Genomic DNA, 20398 nt, shown 5'->3' on the forward strand with positions numbered 1-20398 from the left:
CCCCTCTTCTTCCCCGGGTCCCCGTCAGTCCCCCGGGAAGTGGCAGGCCACCTCGCGCGAGGCGGCGATCCGCAGCACCGGGCGTTCGGTGCGACAGATGTCCTGGGCCTTGGGGCAGCGCGGGTGGAAGGTGCACCCGGGCGGTGGGGCGGCCGGACTCGGCGGGTCGCCGAGCAGCACGATCCGCTCGCGCCGCCGCTCCGCCGCCGGGTCGGGCAGCGGGACGGCCGACAGCAAGGCGCGGGTGTAGGGGTGTTGTGGGTCGTCGTACAGGAGGTGCTTCTCGCCGATCTCCACGACGCGTCCCAGGTACATGACGGCGACCCGGTCGCTGACCCGTTTGACGACCGACAGGTCGTGGGCGATGAACACGTAGGCCAGGCCCAGTTCGCGGCGCAGCCGCTCCATCAGGTTGACGATCTGGGCCTGAACGGAGACGTCGAGGGCGGAGACCGGTTCGTCGGCGATGATCAGCCGGGGGCTGGTGGCGAGCGAGCGGGCGATCCCGATGCGCTGGGCCTGACCGCCGGAGAACTCGTGCGGGTAGCGGTCGATGTGCTCGGGGATCAGCCCGACGAGTTCCATCAGGTCGGCGGCCCGGCGGCGGGCGTCCGACGCGCTCCACCCCTGGACCAGCAGCGGGTCGGAGATGATCCGGGCCACCGTCTGGCGCGGGTTGAGGGAGGAGTGCGGGTCCTGGAACACCATCTGGAGGTGCCCCCGCAGCGGTCGCAGGGCTCCCTGGGACAGCCGGCTGATGTCCCGGCCCTCGAACTCGACGCTGCCCGCGGTCGGTTCCAGCAGCCGCACCAGCATCCGGCCCGTCGTGGACTTGCCGCAGCCCGACTCTCCCACCAGGCCCAGGGTCTCCCCCTCGCCCAGGTCGAAGGAGACCCCGTCGACGGCGCGCACGGGCGCCCCCCGGCGCCCGGTCACCGACCGCCGGCCGGGGAAGGTCATGGTCAGGTCGCGTACGGAGAGCAGCGCCCGCGGTGTGGGGGTCATCGGGTCACCTCGGCGGGGGCGCCGGCTCCGGCGAAGTGGCAGGCGACGGTGCGCTCGGGCCCTTCCCCGTAGGGTTCGAGCTCCGGGCGTTCACGGGTGCAGCGCGCCGCCGCCTTGGGGCAGCGCGGGGCGAAGGCACACCCCGGGGCGGGGGTCAGGAGGGACGGCGGGGAGCCGGGGATGGCCCGCAGGGGCGCCTCGTCGGCGTCGTCGAGCCGGGGCAGGGAGTCCAACAGCCCCCGCGTGTAGGGGTGGGCGGGCTCGGCGAACAGCTGGTCGACGGGCGCCTGTTCCGCGGCCCGGCCCCCGTACATGACCAGCACCTCGTGGGCGACGCGGGCCACCACGCCCAGGTCGTGGGTGATCATCACGACGCCGAGTCCGCGGTCCTGTTGGAGGCGGGCGATCAGTTCGAGGATCTGGGCCTGCACGGTGACGTCGAGGGCGGTGGTCGGCTCGTCGGCGATCAGCAGGTCCGGTTCGCAGGCCAGGGCCATCGCGATCATCGCGCGCTGCCGCATGCCTCCGGAGAACTGGTGGGGGTACTCCCGGGCGCGCCGGGCGGGTTCGGGGATGCCGACCTCGCCGAGCATGTCGACGGCGCGTTTGCGGGCGGCGGCGCGGCCTGCCTTGAAGTGCACCCGGAAGTGCTCGGCGATCTGTTCGCCGACCGTGTAGTAGGGGTGCAGGCTGGACAGTGGATCCTGGAAGATCATGGCCATCTTGCGGCCGCGCAGCCGGGACAGTTCCCGCTCGGACAGGCCGGTGAGCTCGCGCCCGTCCAGGGCGACGGAACCGCCGATCTCGGCTCCCCGGTGCAGGCCCATGACGGCGAGCGAGGTGACGGACTTGCCCGATCCGGATTCCCCGACGATGCCGAGGGTACGGCCGGCCTCGACGGTGAAGCCGAGCGAGTCGACGGCCCGCACGGAGCCGCGCGGGGTGGTGAACGTGACGCGCAGATCGCGTACTTCAAGGAGAGCGGCCATCAGTACCTCACCCTCGGGTCGATGACGGCGTACAGGAGGTCGACGGCGAGATTGGCGACGACGATGAAGAACGCGGCGAGCAGTGTGACGCCGAGCACCACCGGCTGGTCGGAGCTGACGAGCGCCCCGTAGAAGAGGCGTCCGATGCCAGGGAGGCCGAAGATGGACTCGGTGATGACGGCGCCGGCGAGGAGCCCGCCCAGGTCCATCCCGAAGATGGTGAGGATCGGGGTCATCCCGGAGCGCAGTCCGTGCTTGACCACGACGGTGCGTTCGGGCATGCCCTTGGCGCGGGCGGTACGGATGTACGGCTCGGCCATCGCCTCGATCATGGAACCGCGGCTCTGGCGGGCGTACATGGCGGCGTACAGCAGGGCGAGCGCGGTCCAGGGCAGGAGCAGGTTCGACGCCCAGCCGAGCGGGTCGTCGCCGAAGGAGTGGTAGGAGGGGTAGGGCAGCAGCCCGGCGACGCGGATGACTCCGTAGATCAGCATCACGGAGGTGAAGTAGACGGGCAGCGAGGCGGCGGCGACGGCGCCGACCATCAGGACCTTGTCGGTGGCGGTGTCCTTGCGAAGGGCGGCGGTGACCCCGGCGCCGAGGCCGAGCAGCAGCCAGAGCACCGAGGCGCCGAGGGCGAGGGACGCGGAGACCGGCAGCCGGTCCATGAGCAGGTCCCAGACGGGGAGGGAGTTCTCGTACGAGTACCCGAGGCAGGGGAAGTCGCACTGCACCGCGTACTGGCCGCTGCCGAGGGTGCGGCCGGTGAAGATGCCGCTCAGGAAGTCGAGGAACTGTCGCCACAGGGGCAGGTCGAGGCCGAGGTAGTTCCGTACGTCGGCGAGCCGTTCGGGGCTGCAGGTCTTGCCGCAGGCGGCCGCGGCGGGGTCGGACGGCAGGACGTAGAAGATGAGGAAGGTGACGGCGGCAATGGCGAGCAGGACGCCGGCGAGGGCGAGCAGCCGGCGGACCAGGTAGAGGATCACGTCCGGCCGCCCCTCGGGTCGAGGATGTCGCGCAGGGCGTCGCCGAGGAGGGTGAAGGCGAGGACGGCCAGGAAGAGGAAGACGCTCGGGATGACGAAGTACATGGGGTCGGTCTCGTAGTAGGCCACGGACTCGGCGATCAGCTGGCCCCACGACGGGGTGGGCGGCCGGACTCCGACGCCGAGGTAGCTGAGGGCGGCCTCGGTGCTGATCATGCCGGGGATCAGCAGGGTGGTGTAGGCGATGACCGGGCCCGAGACGCCGGGGAGGATGTCGCGGGTCAGGATGCGCCAGGCGCCGGAGCCGCCGACGCGGGCGGCGTCGACGTATTCGCGGTGTTTGAGGGAGAGGGTCTGGCCGCGGACGACGCGGGCGACGCCGGGCCAGCCGAAGAGGCCGATGACGGCCGTCATGAGCACGATGCGGTTGACGTCCTTGGCCACCGACAGGACCGCGATCATGAAGATGAGCGAGGGGAAGGACATGGTCAGGTCCATCAGGCGGGAGAGCACCACGTCGGTGCGCCCGCCGAAGTAGCCGGCGGCGATGCCGGCGGCCGTGCCGGTGACCACCACGATCGCGGTGGCGGCGAAGGCGATCAGGAGGGAGACCTGGGCGCCGTTCACGACGCGGGAGAAGAGGTCGCGGCCGGTGACGGGCTCGACGCCGAGCCAGTGGGCGGGGCTGATCCCGCCGAGGGAGCCGAGCGGTTGCCCACCGAGGTAGGGGTCGATGGCGGTCTTGTCGAACTCGTCCGGGGCCCAGCCGCCGAGGGTCCCCAACCAGGGGGCGGTGACGGCCGTCAGGACGAGGAGGAGGACGACGCAGAGGCTGACGCGGACGGCGGGGCGGCGGCGGAGTTCCCGCCGGGCGAGCTGCCAGGGGCTGCTGCCCGGGGGGACCTCCTTGACCGGCGCGCCCTGTGCCGGTGCGGTGGTGGTGGTCATGGGTTCAGCGCCTCGCGGTCTCATCCCTGGCTCTTCGCCGGGTCCTTGAGGCCGACGCGGGCGTAGTCGATGGTGCCGGTCCAGGCGGGGTGGCCGTAGGCGCCCGCGATGTTGGGGCCGACGAGCAGGGGCTTGCGCTCCAGCAGGACCGGCACCGCCGGCGACTTCTTCATGATCTCCGCGTCGAGGTCGATCCACGCCTGGGCGGCCTGCTTGGGGTCGGCCATGGCGTTGATCTCGTCGATCCGCTTCATGGTGGCCTCGTCGCGGAACTGGCTGTAGTTGCCCTGGTTGCCCTTGTCCTTGATGGTGCGTCCGTCGAAGACGAACGGGATCCACGTGGAGCCGGAGGGGTAGTCGGGGCACCAGCCGCTGTAGGTCATGTCGGGCGTGGTGGACAGGTCGCCGATGACGTCGTAGTAGGCGCCCGGGTCGACGGTGTCGATGACCACCTCGACGCCGGCGCGGGCCAGGCCCTGCTGGATGGCCTCGGCGCGGCCCTTGTCGCCGGTGGACACGGCGAGGGAGACCTTCAACTTCTCCTTGCCCGCGGCCTTGAGGAGTTCCTTGGCCTTGGCCGGGTCGCCGGACGGGGCGATCTTCAGGTTGTCGGGCTGCTTGCCGCCGGACAGGGCCGGGGGCAGGTAGGCGGTGGCGACCTCGTTGAGGGCCGGTCCGCCGCCCGCGGTGATCACCGATTCCTTGTCGACGGCGTACTGCATGGCCTCGCGGACCCTGGGGTCGTTGAAGGGCGGCCGGGAGGTGTTGAGCTGGAGCATGACCGTACAGCCCTGGGACTCGGAGAGCAGGCGGGCCTTGACGTCGGGCTTGGGCAGCACCTTGGGGGCGCTCTCGGGCCGCATGGTGGAGTACTGGACGGCGGAGGCGTCGGCGCCCTCACCGGCGATGATCCGGTCGTCGATCTGGCCGCCCTTGAGGCCCATGACGACGACGAACTTGTCCGGGTACGCCTTGCGGACGGTGTCGGTCTTGGCGTCCCAGTGTTCGTTGCGGACCAGGACGAGCTTCTTGTCGCGGTCGTACGACTCGATCTTGTACGGGCCGGAGGAGAACGGGCGGGCGTCGTACTGCGTGCCCTTCTCCTGCGACTGCGGCACGGGCGCGAAGGTGGGCAGGGTGGCGGTGGCGGAGAACTCGGCCACGGGGCGCCCCAGTTCGAAGACGATCGTACGGTCGTCGGGGGTCTTCACAGAGTCCAGGTGCTGCCCTTGCAGCGGGCCCTTGTAGCCCTCGCCGCCCGCCAGGTACTGGGCGGCGTAGTCGGCGCCGCCGGTCAGGTCGGGGGCGAAGGAGCGCTCGACGTTGTACTTGACGTCCTGGGCCTTGATGGGCGTTCCGTCCTCGTACTTGACGCCCTCCTTGAGGGTGAACGTCCAGGTCTTGCCGCCGTTGGAGGGGGTGCCGAGGTCGGTGGCGAGGTCGGGGACGAGTTCGCTGCCGGCTTTGCCGGGCTCGGCCTTGAAGGTGACCAGCGTGCGGTAGAGGAGGCGGGTGCCGAAGTCCATCGCCGGCATTGTCCAGTTGCGTGCGGGGTCGAGGTGGGAGAAGTCCTGGTTGGACAGGACGGTGAGCGTCCCTCCCTTGACCGGGGTTCCGCCCACGGTCTTGCCGTCGTTGCCGGCCGCGGGGTTGGAGGCACCCGAGCCGCCGGCCGAGCCCTTCTTGGGGTCGGAGCAGCCCGAGGCACCGAGTGCGAGAGCTGCCACCAGGGCTGTGGCGAGGGCGATGTGGGTGCGCTTGGTCATGGTCACTCCAGTGAAGGACGCGCTCTATGATGTGACCGGTAACATAGTAATGTGAAATTGTACTGACAAGGGGTTGGCGCCGCCGTTATCCAGCCGTGTCCAAAAAGGTTGTCCTACACCGGAGTTGGGGCCGTCAGACGCCTGAACCCAGGCCGCCCGAGGGACGGCCGACCGGCTCGTCGCGGCCCTGGGCCCACAGGGAACGCACGTGACCCAGGTGACGGACCATGCACGCCTCGGCCGCCGCCGCGTCGCCGCTGATCATCAGGTCGAGCAGCTCGATGTGCTCCTCGGCCGAGGAGACCAGCTTGCCGGCCTCGTCCAGGCCGGTCAGGCCGTAGAGGCGGGAGCGCTTGCGCAGGTCGCCGACCGTCTCGACGAGACGGTCGTTGCCGGAGAGCGCCAACAGGCTGAGGTGGAAGCGGCGGTCCGCCTCCAGGTAGCCGATCAGGTTGTGCTCGCGGGCGCTGCTGACGATCTCTTCCGCGATGGGGCGCAGGGCCTCCAACTGCTCCGCTGTCGCCAGTGCGGTGATCCGGCCGATGGTCGGCACCTCGATCATCGTGCGCAGCTCGGTGTACTGGTCCAGGTCCCGCTCGCTGACCTCGGTGATCCGGAAGCCCTTGTTGCGCACGGGCTCGACCAGCCCCTCGCGGGCGAGGTCGAGCATGGCCTCGCGGACCGGGGTGGCCGACACGCCGAGTTCGGCCGCGAGACCCGGGGCCGAGTAGACGCTTCCCGGGCGCAACTCACCCGCGATCAGGGCGGCTCGGAGGGCGTGACCGACCTGGTCGCGCAGTCGTTCCTGGGCCTTGATGAGGCTGTGCTGCTTCAGGTCACCCATTGCTGTTCCTCCGAGCATCGCAGAGGGACAGCGTACAATGTCACGTTGCTTCGGCGGTCCCCACCGTCCGGAACAGGGCGACCGCCACGGCCAGATCCTCCCAGGCCATCCCCACGCTCTTGAAGAGCCGCGGAGCGATTTCCCGCCCCGGCGCCGGATGGCGGCCGGCGACGAGGTCGGCGAGGGTGCCGGCGATGTGACCGGGTCCGATCGCGCCCTCCGCCTCCGGAATCAGCAGATCGCCCGCCTCGCGCAGCGCCGCCGCGCGCGACTCCACATATACGGCCGACCGGCGCACCAGCGCGGTGTCGGTCTCCCGGGCGTCCGGTTCGTGCGAGCCGACCGCGACGACCGTCGCACCGGGACGCACCAGCCGCCCGTCGAACAGCGGGGTACGGGCGGTGGTGCAGCAGAGCACCACGTCCGCGCCCGACACGTCCTCGGGCGTACCGGTCCGGGCGGCGAGCCCCAGGGCCCGGGCGTGCGCGGCGAGCCGCTCGGCCCGGTCCGGCGCGCGGGCGACAACGAGGACGTTCGCCAACTCCCGCTCCGCGCTGAGGGCTTCGAGGTGCCCGTACGCCTGCGGCCCCGCCCCGAACAGGACCAGGGTGAGCGGCCGGTCCCGCGGCGTAAGGTACCGCAGGGCCAGCGCCGACACCGCCGGGGTGCGCAGGGCGGTCAGTGCCGCGCCGTCCAGCAGGGCCAGGGGGCGCAGGGTGGGGCCGTCCAGGAGGAGGTACGAGCCGGTGATCCGGGGCAGCCCGAGGGCGGCGTTGCCCGGCGCGACCCCCGCGATCTTCACCCCGGCGTACGCGCCCGCCGCGGCCGGCATCAGCAGTAGTTCCCCGGCGGCCACGGGTACGGCGCAGCGCTGCGGGCAGCCCTCCGGGTCCAGCCCGGCGCGCAGCACCCCGGCCAGGGCGTCGGCGGCCTCGGCCGGGGTGAGCCGGCCGGCCAGGTCCGCGGCGGAGAGCTGGGCGATCACAGCAGGAACCCGGCGCCGAGCGCGTCGTGCGGGTCGAGGGTGAAGGCGTGCTCGCCGGTGCGGTAGGCCGTGCCGGTGACCTCCGTGAGCACGCCGTCCGCGCCGCCGGCGGGCACCACCCGGCCGGTGAACACCGTACCGATGACCGACTCGTGCAACAGGTCCTCCCCCTCCCCCAACCGTCCGTCCTCGGCGAGCAGGGCGAGCCGCGCGGAGGTTCCGGAACCACAGGGCGAGCGGTCGATCTGCCCGTCGGCGAAGACCGTCACATTGCGCTGGTGCGGCCCGAAGGGAGTGTCGGGGAGTTCCTCGTACAGGATCACCCCGTACACCCCGGAGAGCAGCGGGCCGCCCGGGTGCCAGGTGCCCGGGTGCGTGGCCAGCGCCGCCCGGAGCTCCTGCCCTACGCGCACCAGCGAGGGCAGGGCGGCGGTCGAGACGTCGAGCCCGAAGTCGCGGGCCGCGACCGAGGCGTAACACGCCCCGGCGTGCGCGATGTCGACTTCGGCCAGGCCGAGAGTGGTGGCCACCGGCACCTTGCGGGAGCTCACCCGGGCCGGGACGTTGCGGAAGGTGACCCCGGTGGTGCGGCCGCCGGAGCGGTGCACGGTGGCGGTCACCCGCCCGGACGGCACGTCGACCCGGACCCGCACGCCGCCGTCGTCGGGGGCCGGCACCCGGCCGGAGTCGACGGCCCAGGCGCCGAGGGCCATCGTGCCGTGGCCGCAGGCGGTGGAGTAGCCGTCCTTGTGCCAGAACAGCACCCCGAAGTGGGCCCCGTCGTCGTCCGGCGGCACGACGAACCCGCCGTACATGCCGGCGTGCCCGCGCGGTTCGCGCACGAGGAGCCGCCGTACGTCGTCCAGCGCGCCCCGGCGCGGTGCGGTGCCCGAGCCGGCGGGGCCGATGGCGGTGGCGCAGCGTTCGGCGACGGTGTCCCCGGGCGCGGTGGGCAGGACCGTGCCGGGGGCCGTGAGGTCGACGATCCTGAAGGGCTCGCCCGCCGTGTGGTAGTCGGTGGTGCGGACGGTACTCACAGCAGGAACCCTCCGGGGAACGGGTCGGCGGGGTCGAGGAAGAACTGGGCGGTGCCGGTGATCCAGGCCCGTCCCGTGACGGTGGGGATCACCGCGGGGAGGCCGCCCACCGTGGTCTCCTCGATGAGCCGGCCGGTGAACTCGGTCCCGATGAAGGACTCGTTGACGAAGTCGGTGCCGAGGGGGAGCAGCCCCCGCGCGTGCAGTTGGGCCATCCGTGCGCTGGTTCCCGTACCGCAGGGCGAGCGGTCGAACCAGCCCGGGTGGATGGCCATGGCGTGTCGGGAGCGACGGGCGTCGGAGCCGGGGGCGGCGAGGTAGACGTGTTTGACCCCGGCGATGGAGGGGTTCTCGGGGTGGACGGGCCGGTCGCCGGAGGCGTTGACGGCGTCCATGACGGCGAGTCCCGCGGCGAGGAGGTCGCCCTTGCGGGCCCGCTCGAAGGGGAGTCCGAGGGCGTCGAGTTCGACGAAGGCGTAGAAGTTGCCGCCGTAGGCGAGGTCGTAGGTCACCGTGCCGTAGCCGGGGACGTCGGCCTTCAGGTCGAGGCCGGCGCAGTACGAGGCGACGTTGGTGAGCGTGACGGCGGTGGCCGCCCCGTCCTCCACGCGGACGTCCACGCTCACCAGCCCGGCCGGGGTGTCGAGCCGGACCGTGGTGACCGGCTCGACGACCGGGACCATGCCGGTCTCGACCAGGACGGTGGCCACCCCGATGGTGCCGTGCCCGCACATGGGCAGCAGGCCCGACACCTCGATGTAGAGGACGCCGAAGTCGGCGTCGGGGCGGGTGGGGGGCTGGAGGACGGCGCCGCTCATCGCGGCGTGGCCGCGCGGTTCGTACATGAGCAGGGTGCGGACGTGGTCCAGGTGCTCCGTGAAGTGCAGGCGCTTGTCGGCCATCGTGGCGCCGGGGACGACCCCGACTCCGCCGGTGATGACCCGGGTCGGCATGCCCTCGGTGTGCGAATCCACCGCGTGGTAGATGTGGCGCGTACGCATGGGTCCCCCCAGGTGTGCTAGTTGAGGCCCTCGGCGAGGGCCTTTTCGGTGGCGGCGCGGACGGCCGCCTCGGTCTCGCCCGTGAGCGGGAAGCGCGGCGGTCGGGTGGCGCCGCCGGGGCGGCCGGCCAGGTCCATGGACAACTTGATGGCCTGCACGAACTCCGTCTTGGAGTCCCAGCGCAGCAGCGAGTGCAGGGACTTGTAGAGCGGCAGCGCGGTGGCGAGGTCGCCCGCGACGGCGGCCCGGTAGAGGGTGGCGCAGGACCGCGGGAGGGCGTTGGGGTAGCCGGCGATCCAGCCGACGGCGCCCGCCAGGGCCAGTTCGAGGAGCACGTCGTCGGCGCCGATCAACAGGTCGAGGCCGGGGGCGAGTTCGGCGATCTCGTAGGCGCGTCGGACGTCTCCGCTGAACTCCTTGACGGCGACGATGCTGCCGTCCCCGTGCAATCGGGCCAGCAGCGCGGGTGTCAGGTCCACCTTGGTGTCGATGGGGTTGTTGTACGCGACGACGGGCAGGCCCGCGCCGGCCACCTCGGCGTAGTGGGCGCGGACGGTGTGCTCGTCGGCGCGGAACGCGTTGGGCGGCAGCAGCAGGACGGAGCCGGCGCCGGCGTCGGCGGCCTGCTCGGCCCAACGGCGGGCCTCGGCGCTGCCGTAGGCGGCGACCCCGGGCATGACCCGGTCGCCGTCGCCCGCCGCCTCGACGGCGGTACGGACGACCCGCGCGCGTTCCTCGTCGGTGAGGGTCTGGTACTCGCCGAGGGAGCCGTTGGGGACGACGCCGTCGCAGCCGTTGTCGATGAGCCAGGAAACGTGCTCGGCGTAGGCGTCGTAGTCGACGCCGAGGTCTTCGCGCAGGGGCAGCGCGGTGGCGACCATGATGCCGTGCCAGGGGCGGGTGCGGGGCGGGACGGGCGCGGGGGTGTGCGCGTGTGTCATGAAGGACTCCCTATGGTGATGTGTGACATTTTACTAGTGGGCGCAAGCCGGCCACAAGGGTCCGGACCGGCCCGATCCGGATCGGATCAGTGGGTGTTCCGCGGAAGTTCGGCCAGGTGGCGTAGCGGGACGGGGCAGGAGAGGGGGCGCCGGTCGGGGGCGGCTCCGGCCGCGGTGGAGGTCTCGCCCGCCAGTGCGGCCACGGCCGGGCCGCACATCCGGCCCTGGCACCAACCCATTCCGGCCCGGGTGAGCAGTTTGACCGTACGGGCGTCCCGGGCGCCGAGGTCGCGGGTGGCCTCGTGGATCCGGCCCGCCGGGACCTCCTCGCAGCGGCACACGTCGGTGTCCTCGCGCAGCCAGTCGGTCCAGCCGGCGCCCGGCCGGTGTGCGGCGGCCATCGCCCCGGCGAAGGCGCGCAGCCGCGAGCGGCGGCGCACCAGGGCCGCGGGTGCCGGGCGACCGGCGACCGCGAAGGTCGCCAGTTCGCCCTCGATCAGCGCCAGTTGGGCACCGCCGACGCCGCCGGTCTCACCGGCGGACCAGATGCCGGGGACGGAGGTGCGCTGCCGCGTGTCCAGTTCCAGGGCGACGGTCCCGTCCGCGCCGGGCCGGGTGGCACAGCCGAGGGCGGTCGCCAACTCCAGTTGGGGAACGAGGCCGTGGCCGACGGCCAGGGCGTCGCACGGGATCCGCCGCTCCGTGCCGGGCAGCGGCCGCCAGTCGCCGTCGACACGGGCCACGGTGACGGCCTCGACCCTGCCCCGGCCGTGGGCTTCGATGACGGCGTGCCGGGTCAGCAGGCGGACGCCGTGACGCAACAGCGCCCCGCCGTACGTGGCGGCCTCGGTGAGCTTGCCCGGGTTGCGCAACAGGGTGGGCAGCCGCCCCGCGTACGCGGTGTAGGAGGCGGCTTCCACGACGGCCGGGACGGTGGCTCCGGCGGCCGCGAGGGAGCCGGCCACGGCGAGCAGCAGCGGCCCGCTCCCGGCGACGACCACCCGCTTGCCCGGCAGCACGAGGCCGCCCTTGAGCATGGCCTGGGCGCCGCCCGCACCGATCACCCCGGGCAGGGTCCAGCCGGGGAAGGGGAGTTGCCGTTCGTACGCCCCGGTGGCCAACAGGACGGCGCGGGCCCGGACGGTGGCGGACCGCTCCTCGGGGCCGGCGACGGCGTGCAGGGTCCAGAGGTCGCCGTCCGGGACCACGCTCCAGACGTGGTGGGCCGGAAGGCAGGTGATCCGGCCCGCCGACTCGTGGGCGCGCAGGGCGGTTTCGCGGGAGGCGAAGGCGGCCCACCCGTGGTGCAGGGCCTCGGGGCGCTCGGCGCCGAGCCCGGGGGCGGGCCGGCGGTAGAACTGGCCGCCGGGGCGCTCCCCCGCGTCGATCAAGGCCACCCGCAGTCCCAGGCGGGCGGCGGTGACGGCGCCGGCCAGCCCGGCGGGCCCGGCGCCGACGACGGCCACGTCGACGGGGACGCCGGGCGCACCGGGCGCACCGGGGTCAGACGGCGAGCTCGGCACGGCCGGTCCCTTCCTGGGTGGTGACGGTGTCCCCGGCCCGCGCCGGGACCAGACAGGCCCGTTGGTTGGGCCGGCCGTTGACGGTGACGAGGCAGTCGAAGCAACTGCCGATCCCGCAGAACGCCCCGCGCGGGGCGCCCCCTTCGCGGGTGGTGCGCCAGGCGAGTATCCCCGCGCTCCACAGCACCGCGGCGATGCTCTGGCCGGACTCGGCGGGCAGTTCGCGGCCGTCGAAGCGCAGGGCGTAGGTCTCCCGGGCGGCTCCGCCCACCAGGTCGCGGGGCGAGCGGTCACCGGTGCGCCGGCTCATCGGCGGTCTCCTTCTCCGGGCGGGACTACGGGCGGGACTGCAGGCGGCGCTGCGGCGGGTGCCGGGGGCGGCGCTGCGGGCGGGGCCGCGCGGGCGACGTCGTACGGGCGGCTCACCGCTCCCCCTCCGCGCCGGGTTCCCGCTCGAAGGGCCGGTCCGGCCGGAAGGGGCCCGGGTCCAGCGGCGGTTCGACCCCGGTCAGGGCGGCCGCGATCAGCACGCCGGTGGCCGGGGCCAGCCCGATGCCCGCGCCCTCGTGCCCGCAGGCGTGCAGCAGGCCGGGCACCCGGGGGTCGGGCCCGATGGCGGGCAGGTGGTCGGGGAGGTAGGGGCGGAAGCCGTGGTAGGTGCGCAGGACCCGTACGTCGGCCAGTACGGGGAACAGCGCGGCCGCCTGGAACGCGAGCCGGCGCAGGGCCTCCACGGACAGGGAACGGTCGAAGCCGACCCGTTCCCGGGTGGCCCCGATGAGCACCGGGCCGGACGGGGTGCCCTCGACCACCGCCGAGGACTGCAGGGCCGCCGAGCCGCTGGCCACGTCGGCGATGTAGTCGGCCGCGTAGACCTTGTGCCGTACGACCCTCGGCAGCGGCTCGGTCACCAGCACGAAACCGCGGCGTGGGAGTACCGGCAGTGTTGTTCCGGCGAGTTCGGCGATCCGGCCGCCCCAGGTGCCGGTGGCGTTGACGACGGCCGGGGCGAGGATTTCCCGGGCGCCGGTGCGCACCCCCCGGACGGCGCCGCGCTCCATCACGAGGGCCGTGACCTCCTCACCCAGGTGGACGAGGGCTCCCGCGCCGGCCGCGGCGGCCAGCAGCCGGGCCGCCGCCTGGGCGGGCTGGACCTGGGAGTCCTGCGGGTAGTGGAAGCCGCCCGCGAGTCCCGGTGCCAGGTGGGGCTCCAGTTCGCGCAGGTCGTCCGCAGCCACCTCGACGGCGGTGACACCCGCGGCGCGCTGGCCTTCCGCGAAGCCGCGCAGCGCCTTGAGCGAAGCCTCGTCCGGGGCGACGACCAGGCCGCCCTTGTCCTCGTACTCCGTCTCCCGCGGTAGGAGGGCGGCGAGTTCGCGCCAGAGGGTCGCCGACAGCAGGGCCAGGTCGAGCTCGGGTCCGGCTTCCTTGTCGGAGACGAGCAGATTACCCTCGCCCGCACCGGTCGTACCGCCGGCGACGGAGCCCCGGTCGACGACGGCCACGCGCAGTCCCGCGCGGGTGGCGTAGTACGCGCAGGCGGCTCCCACGACGCCGGCGCCGATGATGACGGCGTCCAGGCTGCTGCTTTTCTTGGGCACGGCAGTAATATGTCACATTCTTTATCGAGTGCCTAGGCTCCGCCCGGGGCGGGAGGCCCGAGTCGGCCGGGTCCGCCCGGGCCGGTCCCTCCCCCGTTCTCGCGAGGGACCGGCCCGAGGCCGCGATCAGCTGCGCAGCGGGCCCTCGCAACTGTAACTCGACGTCCCGGCCACGTGGTTGGTCCAGATCTCCACGGGGCCGAAGGAACAGTTCATGTCGGCCAGGTTGTTCGAGGCGGGTGCCGAGCGGTCCAGGATGAAGTAGTCCACCGTCTCGGACATGTCCTTGAAGTTCTGATCGTCGCTGCGCCAGTTCTTCAGGTTCGCGGTGATCCGGCCGGTACAGGTGAACCGGCGCTTGCCGGGGTCGCCGTTCTCGACGCAGTCGGGGGTGTTGTACGTGGCCGTCGCGAACGAGGACTTCACGTTCGCGAGCGCGGAGTCGCGCAGTTGGTCATTGGCCGTGAAGGTGGTGTTCGGCACGTAGAGCTGGTCGACCTTGGCGATCTGGGCGTCCAGGAACTTGTCGTAGTCGCGCTGGAGGTAGGTGTCCGCACCCGTCCGGTGGCGCCAGGAGTCGTATCCGGCCACGTCGTTCTCGCGCAGGTGGGTGTACATCTCGCGCAGCAGGGTCGGCTTCTCGGTCCACAGGAACTCGAAGAACGTGCCGGCGTAGTTGTAAAAGCGGAACCCGTCGCCGTCGTAGGTGGCGTTCAGCAGTTGCTCGACCGACATCCGGGGGCCGCCGCCGGCGGTGTCGGCGATGACGCCCTTGACCAGGGACTTGCGGACGGCGATGCCGTTGTCGCGGGTGGCGCCGTCGAAGAACTCGGCGGTGCCCTCGTCCATGGCGGTCGTGCGGTCGCCCTCGTACCAGGGACCCTCGCCGAAGAGGCCGGGGACGGCGAACCGGCCGTTGAGGTAGTGCGTGTACTCGTGGCGGAAGAGCTCTTCCAGGGTGAGGCTGGAGTCCTGGGGGACGCGGCGCTGGTAGGTGTAGAAGGTGGCGCCGTTCTCGATGTACATGCCGCCGTTGTTGGTGCCGTAGCCGTTGAGCATCGTCTGGTAGGTGACGTAGTCGGCGCGGGAGGCGTAGAGCACGATGTTCAGCGTGGTGTTGGGGTCGCCCGCGAGCGGCTGGTCGGTGCCGAGCACCCGGTGGAACTGCGTCTTGACCTGCTTGCTCGCGTAGTAGAGCTGGTCGACGGTGGCCCGGTCGAGGGCCGTGCGGACCTTGATGCCGCCGTTGTCGTAGGTGTAGGTGTTGGGGAAGAGCATCTTCTCGATGTCCTCCTTGCACACCCCGTACGGCTTGCAGGCGTCGTAGGTGTTCAGCCAGGAGACCACCTTCGCCCACTGCTCGCTGCCGGCGCCCCACCCGGTCTTGACCGGCCCGAGGAGCGCGCCGAGGTCGGTGACGGTCTGGTCCTTGAGCCCGGCGATCTGGCCGAACCGGCCGTACTCGCCGAGCGCGTCGCGGGCCGCCCAGTCGTTGGCGGTGCCCTTGAGGTGGGTGTAGCCGGCGAACGCCTTGAAGGCCGCCCGGTAGGAGGGGTCTGCGGATGCGGCGGCGTGGAAGGCGCTGTCCTCGTTGCCCGGGTACACACCGAGGTAGTTGACGGTGAGGGCGGCGAGGACGGCGCCGCCCCAGGAGGCGTCCTTGTCGGTCGCGGGGTGCGACGCGTCCATGGTTGCCAGGACCTTGGCGATGAGGCCGAGCTGGTATTGGCGCAGGCCCGGGCCGGTCGCGTAGAGGGCCTCGCGCAGGGTCCGGGCGTTGGAGGCGGTGGCGTCGAAGGTGTGGGCGGCGTTGCCGAAGTCCGCGATCGCCTTGCGCATCGCGTCGACCGTCGCGGCGTCGGTGAGGTCGATCTCGTCGCGCGAGAAGTCGTGGTACACGGCGGCGTGCAGGTAGGTGAACATCTCCTCCAGGTGGGAGGAGTTACGGCCGTCGTGGGCGGCGGCCAGGGTGGATATCCGGCGGGAGACGGCCTGGACGTGCGCGTCGTCCATGACGGGTGCCAGGCGGGCGTCCCAGGTCCAGATGAGCCCGCGCAGGCAGCCGTCCGCGAGGACGGCCGGATCGGCGAGGAAGTCGGCGAACTGCTCGGGGGAGAGTCCCTTGATCCCGTCGAGGGTGCAGGGCACGTTGACGGCCGGGCCCCGCGTGGTGGGGGCGCTCCGGGCGGTCGCGGGCTTCCCGCTCTTGTCCGTTCGCTGTGCGGCGGCGCCCGCGGCCGGCGCGGCGCCCGGGACCTTGCCGTCGGATATCGCCTGGCCGCCGGGGGCGGGCGCCGGTGCGGCGGTGGTCGTGGGCGACAGGGCGTCGGCGCGGTGCTCGACCTCGTCGAAGGGGTTCGGCGCGATGGCGCCGGGCGCTCCGCCGGCCGCCGGGCCGGAGGTGAAGGTCGCGGGTACCGGGGCGCCCGTCTCGGCCGCCTGGGTCACGGCCTGGCCGGCGGAGGCCAGGAGCGTGACGGCGACGGCGGCGGAGAGGAGGGACGAACGCACAGCTCTGTGCTGGGACACCAAGGACTCCTGTGGGGAAGGGAGAGTGAGGACGTGCGCGGCGCACGAGGTGGTGCGAGGTGCGTGACGTGCGAAGTGCGTGACGTGCCAGGTACGGGACGTGCGAGGTGCTGCAACTGCCCTGCTTCACGCGGCGTTTGACGGGGATTAACGCGGCGCGGTGTGAGCTGTAACATAGTAATGTGAAATTGCACTGACAAGCCCTGTGCGCCCACCAGTTCGCTTCTCTTTCAGGGAGCCCCCGTGACCGACGCCTCCGCCCGCCTGCACATCGGCAGCCACGACCTGCCCGTCTCCCCGGAACTGTCCCGCTTCATGGCGGCCGGCTGGAGCCCGTCACCCCTGGCCGGCTCAAGCAGGACCCAGGCGTACGACGTCACGCCCGGCCGCCGGGCCCGGCTCTCGGCGCTCTTCCCGGGCGAGCGGCTGATCGTCCCCGCCGGCGAACTGAAGGTCCGCTCCAACGACTGTGACCACCGCTTCCGTCCGCACAGCGCGTACGCCTGGCTGACGGGCCTGACCGGCGAGGACCAGGTGGGTCACGTCCTGGTGCTGGAGCCCTCGGGCCCGCACGGGCACGAGGCGGTGCTCTACCTACGCCCCCGCTCGCCACGCGCCGACGGCAACGAGGAGTTCTACCGCGACCGCCGGTACGGGGAGTTCTGGGTGGGCCGCCGTGCCGACCTGGCGGAGGCGGAACGCCTCACGGGCATCCGCTGCGCCCACCTGGACTCGCTCGGTTCCCCGACCGGTCGCGACGCCTCCTCGGACACCGAACTCGCCGCCTCACTCTCGGAGTTGCGCCTGATCAAGGACGCCTGGGAGGTCGACCAACTCCAACTGGCCGTGGACCACACGGCCGCGGGGTTCGCGGACGTGGTACGGGCCCTGCCACGCGCGCTGGAACACCCGCGCGGCGAGCGCTGGATCGAGGGCGTTTTCGGCCTGCGCGCCCGGGCGGAGGGCAACGGGACCGGGTACGACACCATCGCCGCGTCGGGCGCGCACGCGTGCGTCCTGCACTGGATCCGCAACGACGGCCGCCTGGACCGGGGCGATCTGCTGTTGCTGGACGCGGGCGTGGAGACGGACACCCTCTACACGGCGGACATCACCCGCACGCTCCCGCTGTCGGGCCGGTTCTCCCCCGTCCAGCGGCAGGTGTACGAACTGGTCCTGGCCGCCCAGGAGGCGGGCATCGCGGCACTGCGGCCGGGCGCGAGCTTCCGGGACTTCCACCGCGCGGGGATGCGGGTGATCGCGGACGGGCTCGCGCAGTGGGGGGTGCTCAAGGACGCGGAAGGCGATCTGCACCGCCGGTACACCCTGTGCAGCAGCGGCCACATGTTGGGGCTGGACGTCCACGACTGCGCGAAGGCGCGGGCCGAGACGTATCTGGACGGGGTGTTGGAGGAGGGCCAGGTCCTCACGGTGGAACCGGGCCTCTACCTCCAGCCCGATGACGAGACGCTGCCCGCCGAGCTGCGGGGCATCGGGGTCCGCATCGAGGACGACCTGGTCATCACGGCGACGGGCGCCCGACTGATGTCAGGCGCCCTGCCGCGCACGGTCGGCGGCATCGAGGAGTGGATGGGAACCCTGCTGGAGGGCTGACCCCCTTGGCCGCGCGGACACCCGCGCAGACGCCCGGCCACCGCACTAGAGCCGGCCGGGGGCGGCACCACATTCGGCGCAAGGGGTGGCGCCGGCCGTCTGCACGACGGCCGGCGCTCCTTCCGCGGGGGGTTTCAGTGCCGGTTCCCTGCTGGACAGGACGTGCTTGAAGCGTTGTTGGCGCCGTAGTTCGCGGACGTCCATCGCGTGCATACGGCCCACCCCGGATGACGTCCAGGCGGCGCATCCCGTGCCCAACACGGCACAGATCAGCGCGATTCTCAGGAGGATGTCTGGCACAACAGCGGGTCCTCTCCGGTGACTGATGACAAGGGCGTGCGTCATGGGCCCTCTCGTACCTCGACATAACGCAGCGGCATATGCAGAGTTGCGCGACGTCAGCCGATTGCGCCGGCGGGGGGAGGCGAATGACGGCGGCGGGCGGAGCTGTACCAGGGCGCGTGAGCGGGCGTGAGCGCCCCGGCGCGGGGCAGTGTGCGCCGTCGTCCGTCGCGTCCGGCGTGGTCGGCGCCGCCACACGCCGGTTCGCACCGTTCCGCGCGGGCGAGAAATGATTAAAGACAATGGTCAAATGACGTTTACCGGGCCCGTCATCACCTGGATGGACCACACCTTCCCCGCCGCCTGGAGCGTTTATGGACTATGACAAATGCAAAGCACTCGGCAATGTTTCCGCAGAACGCGGAAGGAGGCGGCGACGGCGAGGGCGACACTCGGGCCACGAGGGCAGGCGGGTGGACGTACACGGCCTGGACCCCTGAAAAGGGCGCGACCCTGCACCAGGAGGGGCAGAAGGTGGATCTCCATTATTCGTCCTCGATCTTCGAGGACTTCTTGGAGACGATGAACCGGCTCCAGGCCGAATTCGGCCGGCGGTCATCGGACGCGGGACCGTCCGGGGCAACCACCGAAGAGCACGCCGAGAAGGCCACCCGTGTTTGAGCAGTACGACGGGAACGGCTCCCACCACCCGCAGCCGGACGTCTCGGCCTTCTGGCCGGGTCCGGACCCGGAACAACCCGTCACTCACCAACAGCCGTTCAGCGGGCCGGGCGAAATGAACGTTCCGTGGGATCCGGCGGAGGAACTGGCCCAGCTCCTCCAGGAGGCCGTCCGGCCGAGACCGACGAAGACGTTCGACCCGTTCGGCTTCGACGAAGCCGGCGATACGGCCGGCACCGCCGGGGTGCTCGCCGATCCGCCACCGGTAACCGGCGAAGGGCCGCATCCGCCGAGCCGCCACGGGCACCGGAGGGCCCCGTCCAAGACGTCGGTGGTGACCCTGCTCCGAACGGGGAGCCTCTTCACCGCCGTGCTGGTCGCCGTCATCGCCGCCGTGGTGAGCATCTTCAGCGGTCTGGCCATCTGCGAGGCCCTGCGTCTCAGCGCCGGCCCGCGCACGGCGGACGATGTCGTCAGCTGGTGGCCACTGCTGATCTACGGGCCCTGGGTGGTCGCCTCGCTGTCCATCCTCCGGGCGGCCCTACATCAGCGCCGCGCCGTCCACTCCTGGTCCATGGTCCTGTTGTTCTCCACGCTCGCCACGCTCCTGTGCGTGGCCCAGGCCCCCACCACGTTCGCGGCGCAGGCGGCAGCGACGCTCCCTCCCATCGCGGCGTTGGCCTGCTTCCAGCAACTCGTCCGCCAGATCACCCTCACCCGGCCGCCCCGCCAAGCCGTCCCGCGGCACCGCCACCGCACGCTCTCCCTGCTGCGCCAACCGCCCGTCGCCCCCGACCCCGCACTGCCGACCTATGCGGTGCGGCGCGGTCGGGCGTGGCCGGCCTCGTGAACACGTGGGTCCTTCCAGGACTCAAGGAATGTGATCTTGCAACACAGGAACGAAGATCCAAACCCATAAGTCACGGGCTTCACCGAGTCTCAGCCCTACGGGTCCGTCCCGTACCCCCGCATGTCTCCCGAAGGTTTCCCGAGGTCTCCCGCGAGAGGACACGATCATGCCCTACGAACCCACCCACGCCGAGCGGCTCCGGTACAAGCGGAGCCAGGACGCCGCGTACGAACTGGGCGAGGAAGCCGTCACGAACCTCCAGGCCGCACTCGCGCTCGCCGGCCTGACCCTGCCCTCGCTCTGCAACGACGGGCCCGTGGGCTGCCGCGGCTTCGTGCGGCTCGGAGGATGCAACGCGGCCGTCGCCAACCGACTCGCCGAGGTCATCGCCGCGGGCGCGCACGCGCTCCAAGACCGGTGAGCGTGCCGCCCGACGGGCTCGACCCCTACCGGTTCCCGGGCATGCGCGGCTTGCCGGAAGAGGAGGCGGGCGAACCTCCGTGGCTCCGACTCCCGTATCCCCGGCCCGCCCCCGCGGTCCGGCCCGCGCCGGAATTACCCAGCCCCTCGCGCCGCCTTGACCTACAGGCTTGCCTGACCATCGCGGGCATCACCCTCGTCCCGGAGGACTTGCACGCGATCGAAGTCCTCTCGGGGCTCGACGAGGCCACGTTCGCGGCCGTTCGCCGCTGGATCGACAGCACCTACTGACCCCGCCTCCCACGGCCGTTCGGGCTGCGTTAGTCCGAACTGATGACGCCGGCCCTGCGGATGCCCCGCCTGTCGGATCGACTATGCACAATGCGTTTTGCCGATG

The 20398-nt window shown here is 72.1% G+C and carries 19 protein-coding genes; 5 read left to right on the top strand and 14 right to left on the bottom strand.

Annotation, left to right across the window (positions count from 1 at the left end):
• Window positions 1-24 precede the first annotated feature (24 nt).
• From ABZ934_RS04575 to ABZ934_RS04640, 14 genes are all read right to left on the bottom strand, one after another.
• On the bottom strand, window positions 25-1005 hold the full coding sequence (locus ABZ934_RS04575; protein WP_361308395.1) for an oligopeptide/dipeptide ABC transporter ATP-binding protein: 981 nt from the start codon (window positions 1003-1005) through the stop codon (window positions 25-27).
• Window positions 1002-1994 (bottom strand): ABC transporter ATP-binding protein, encoded by a 993-nt coding sequence (locus ABZ934_RS04580; RefSeq protein WP_361308397.1) that lies wholly within the window; start codon window positions 1992-1994, stop codon window positions 1002-1004. Before ABZ934_RS04580 ends, ABZ934_RS04575 begins: the two co-directional genes overlap by 4 nt.
• On the bottom strand, window positions 1994-2980 hold the full coding sequence (locus tag ABZ934_RS04585) for an ABC transporter permease (RefSeq protein WP_361308399.1): 987 nt from the start codon (window positions 2978-2980) through the stop codon (window positions 1994-1996). The genes ABZ934_RS04580 and ABZ934_RS04585 overlap by 1 nt, the downstream gene beginning before the upstream one ends.
• Window positions 2977-3927, bottom strand: a complete 951-nt coding sequence (locus ABZ934_RS04590) for an ABC transporter permease (RefSeq protein WP_361308401.1) — start codon at window positions 3925-3927, stop codon at window positions 2977-2979. The genes ABZ934_RS04585 and ABZ934_RS04590 overlap by 4 nt, the downstream gene beginning before the upstream one ends.
• A 20-nt stretch (window positions 3928-3947) precedes the next feature.
• The gene (locus ABZ934_RS04595; protein ID WP_361308403.1) at window positions 3948-5693 is read right to left on the bottom strand and encodes an ABC transporter substrate-binding protein; all 1746 of its coding nucleotides are present in this window, start codon (window positions 5691-5693) and stop codon (window positions 3948-3950) included.
• Between the two features lie 133 nt (window positions 5694-5826).
• Window positions 5827-6537, bottom strand: coding sequence for a GntR family transcriptional regulator (locus ABZ934_RS04600; protein ID WP_361308405.1), 711 nt, complete (start codon window positions 6535-6537; stop codon window positions 5827-5829).
• A gap of 40 nt (window positions 6538-6577) precedes the next feature.
• Entirely contained in the window at window positions 6578-7522 is a 945-nt protein-coding gene (locus ABZ934_RS04605; protein WP_361308407.1) for an ornithine cyclodeaminase family protein, read from the bottom strand.
• Window positions 7519-8559 (bottom strand): proline racemase family protein, encoded by a 1041-nt coding sequence (locus tag ABZ934_RS04610; protein ID WP_361308409.1) that lies wholly within the window; start codon window positions 8557-8559, stop codon window positions 7519-7521. The genes ABZ934_RS04605 and ABZ934_RS04610 overlap by 4 nt, the downstream gene beginning before the upstream one ends.
• Window positions 8556-9560: a proline racemase family protein gene (locus tag ABZ934_RS04615; RefSeq protein WP_361308411.1), complete on the bottom strand. Its 1005-nt coding sequence runs from the start codon at window positions 9558-9560 to the stop codon at window positions 8556-8558. Before ABZ934_RS04615 ends, ABZ934_RS04610 begins: the two co-directional genes overlap by 4 nt.
• A 17-nt stretch (window positions 9561-9577) precedes the next feature.
• A complete protein-coding gene (locus ABZ934_RS04620; protein WP_361308413.1) occupies window positions 9578-10501 on the bottom strand; it encodes a dihydrodipicolinate synthase family protein in 924 nt (307 codons plus the stop codon).
• 86 nt (window positions 10502-10587) lie between these two features.
• Entirely contained in the window at window positions 10588-12024 is a 1437-nt protein-coding gene (locus tag ABZ934_RS04625) for an NAD(P)/FAD-dependent oxidoreductase (RefSeq protein WP_361308415.1), read from the bottom strand.
• On the bottom strand, window positions 12005-12334 hold the full coding sequence (locus ABZ934_RS04630; protein WP_361308417.1) for a (2Fe-2S)-binding protein: 330 nt from the start codon (window positions 12332-12334) through the stop codon (window positions 12005-12007). The genes ABZ934_RS04625 and ABZ934_RS04630 overlap by 20 nt, the downstream gene beginning before the upstream one ends.
• Window positions 12335-12446: 112 nt before the next feature.
• Window positions 12447-13625 (bottom strand): FAD-binding oxidoreductase, encoded by a 1179-nt coding sequence (locus tag ABZ934_RS04635; RefSeq protein ID WP_361308419.1) that lies wholly within the window; start codon window positions 13623-13625, stop codon window positions 12447-12449.
• A gap of 126 nt (window positions 13626-13751) precedes the next feature.
• On the bottom strand, window positions 13752-16154 hold the full coding sequence (locus tag ABZ934_RS04640) for a collagenase (RefSeq protein ID WP_361308421.1): 2403 nt from the start codon (window positions 16152-16154) through the stop codon (window positions 13752-13754).
• Between the two features lie 243 nt (window positions 16155-16397).
• On the opposite strand from ABZ934_RS04640, the gene ABZ934_RS04645 reads away from it, so the two are divergent.
• The 5 genes from ABZ934_RS04645 (at window position 16398) to ABZ934_RS04665 (ending at window position 20292) form a co-directional block, all read left to right on the top strand.
• The gene (locus ABZ934_RS04645; protein WP_361308423.1) at window positions 16398-17768 is read left to right on the top strand and encodes an aminopeptidase P family protein; all 1371 of its coding nucleotides are present in this window, start codon (window positions 16398-16400) and stop codon (window positions 17766-17768) included.
• A gap of 687 nt (window positions 17769-18455) precedes the next feature.
• Window positions 18456-18731, top strand: a complete 276-nt coding sequence (locus tag ABZ934_RS04650) for a hypothetical protein (protein WP_361308425.1) — start codon at window positions 18456-18458, stop codon at window positions 18729-18731.
• Window positions 18724-19581: a hypothetical protein gene (locus ABZ934_RS04655; RefSeq protein WP_361308427.1), complete on the top strand. Its 858-nt coding sequence runs from the start codon at window positions 18724-18726 to the stop codon at window positions 19579-19581. The genes ABZ934_RS04650 and ABZ934_RS04655 overlap by 8 nt, the downstream gene beginning before the upstream one ends.
• 166 nt (window positions 19582-19747) lie before the next feature.
• Window positions 19748-20002, top strand: a complete 255-nt coding sequence (locus ABZ934_RS04660; protein WP_361308429.1) for a hypothetical protein — start codon at window positions 19748-19750, stop codon at window positions 20000-20002.
• A gap of 2 nt (window positions 20003-20004) precedes the next feature.
• On the top strand, window positions 20005-20292 hold the full coding sequence (locus ABZ934_RS04665) for a hypothetical protein (protein WP_361308431.1): 288 nt from the start codon (window positions 20005-20007) through the stop codon (window positions 20290-20292).
• The last annotated feature ends 106 nt before the right edge of the window (window positions 20293-20398 follow it).

The sequence above is a fragment of the Streptomyces sp. NPDC046557 genome, assembly GCF_040645975.1.
Taxonomy (GTDB): domain Bacteria; phylum Actinomycetota; class Actinomycetes; order Streptomycetales; family Streptomycetaceae; genus Streptomyces.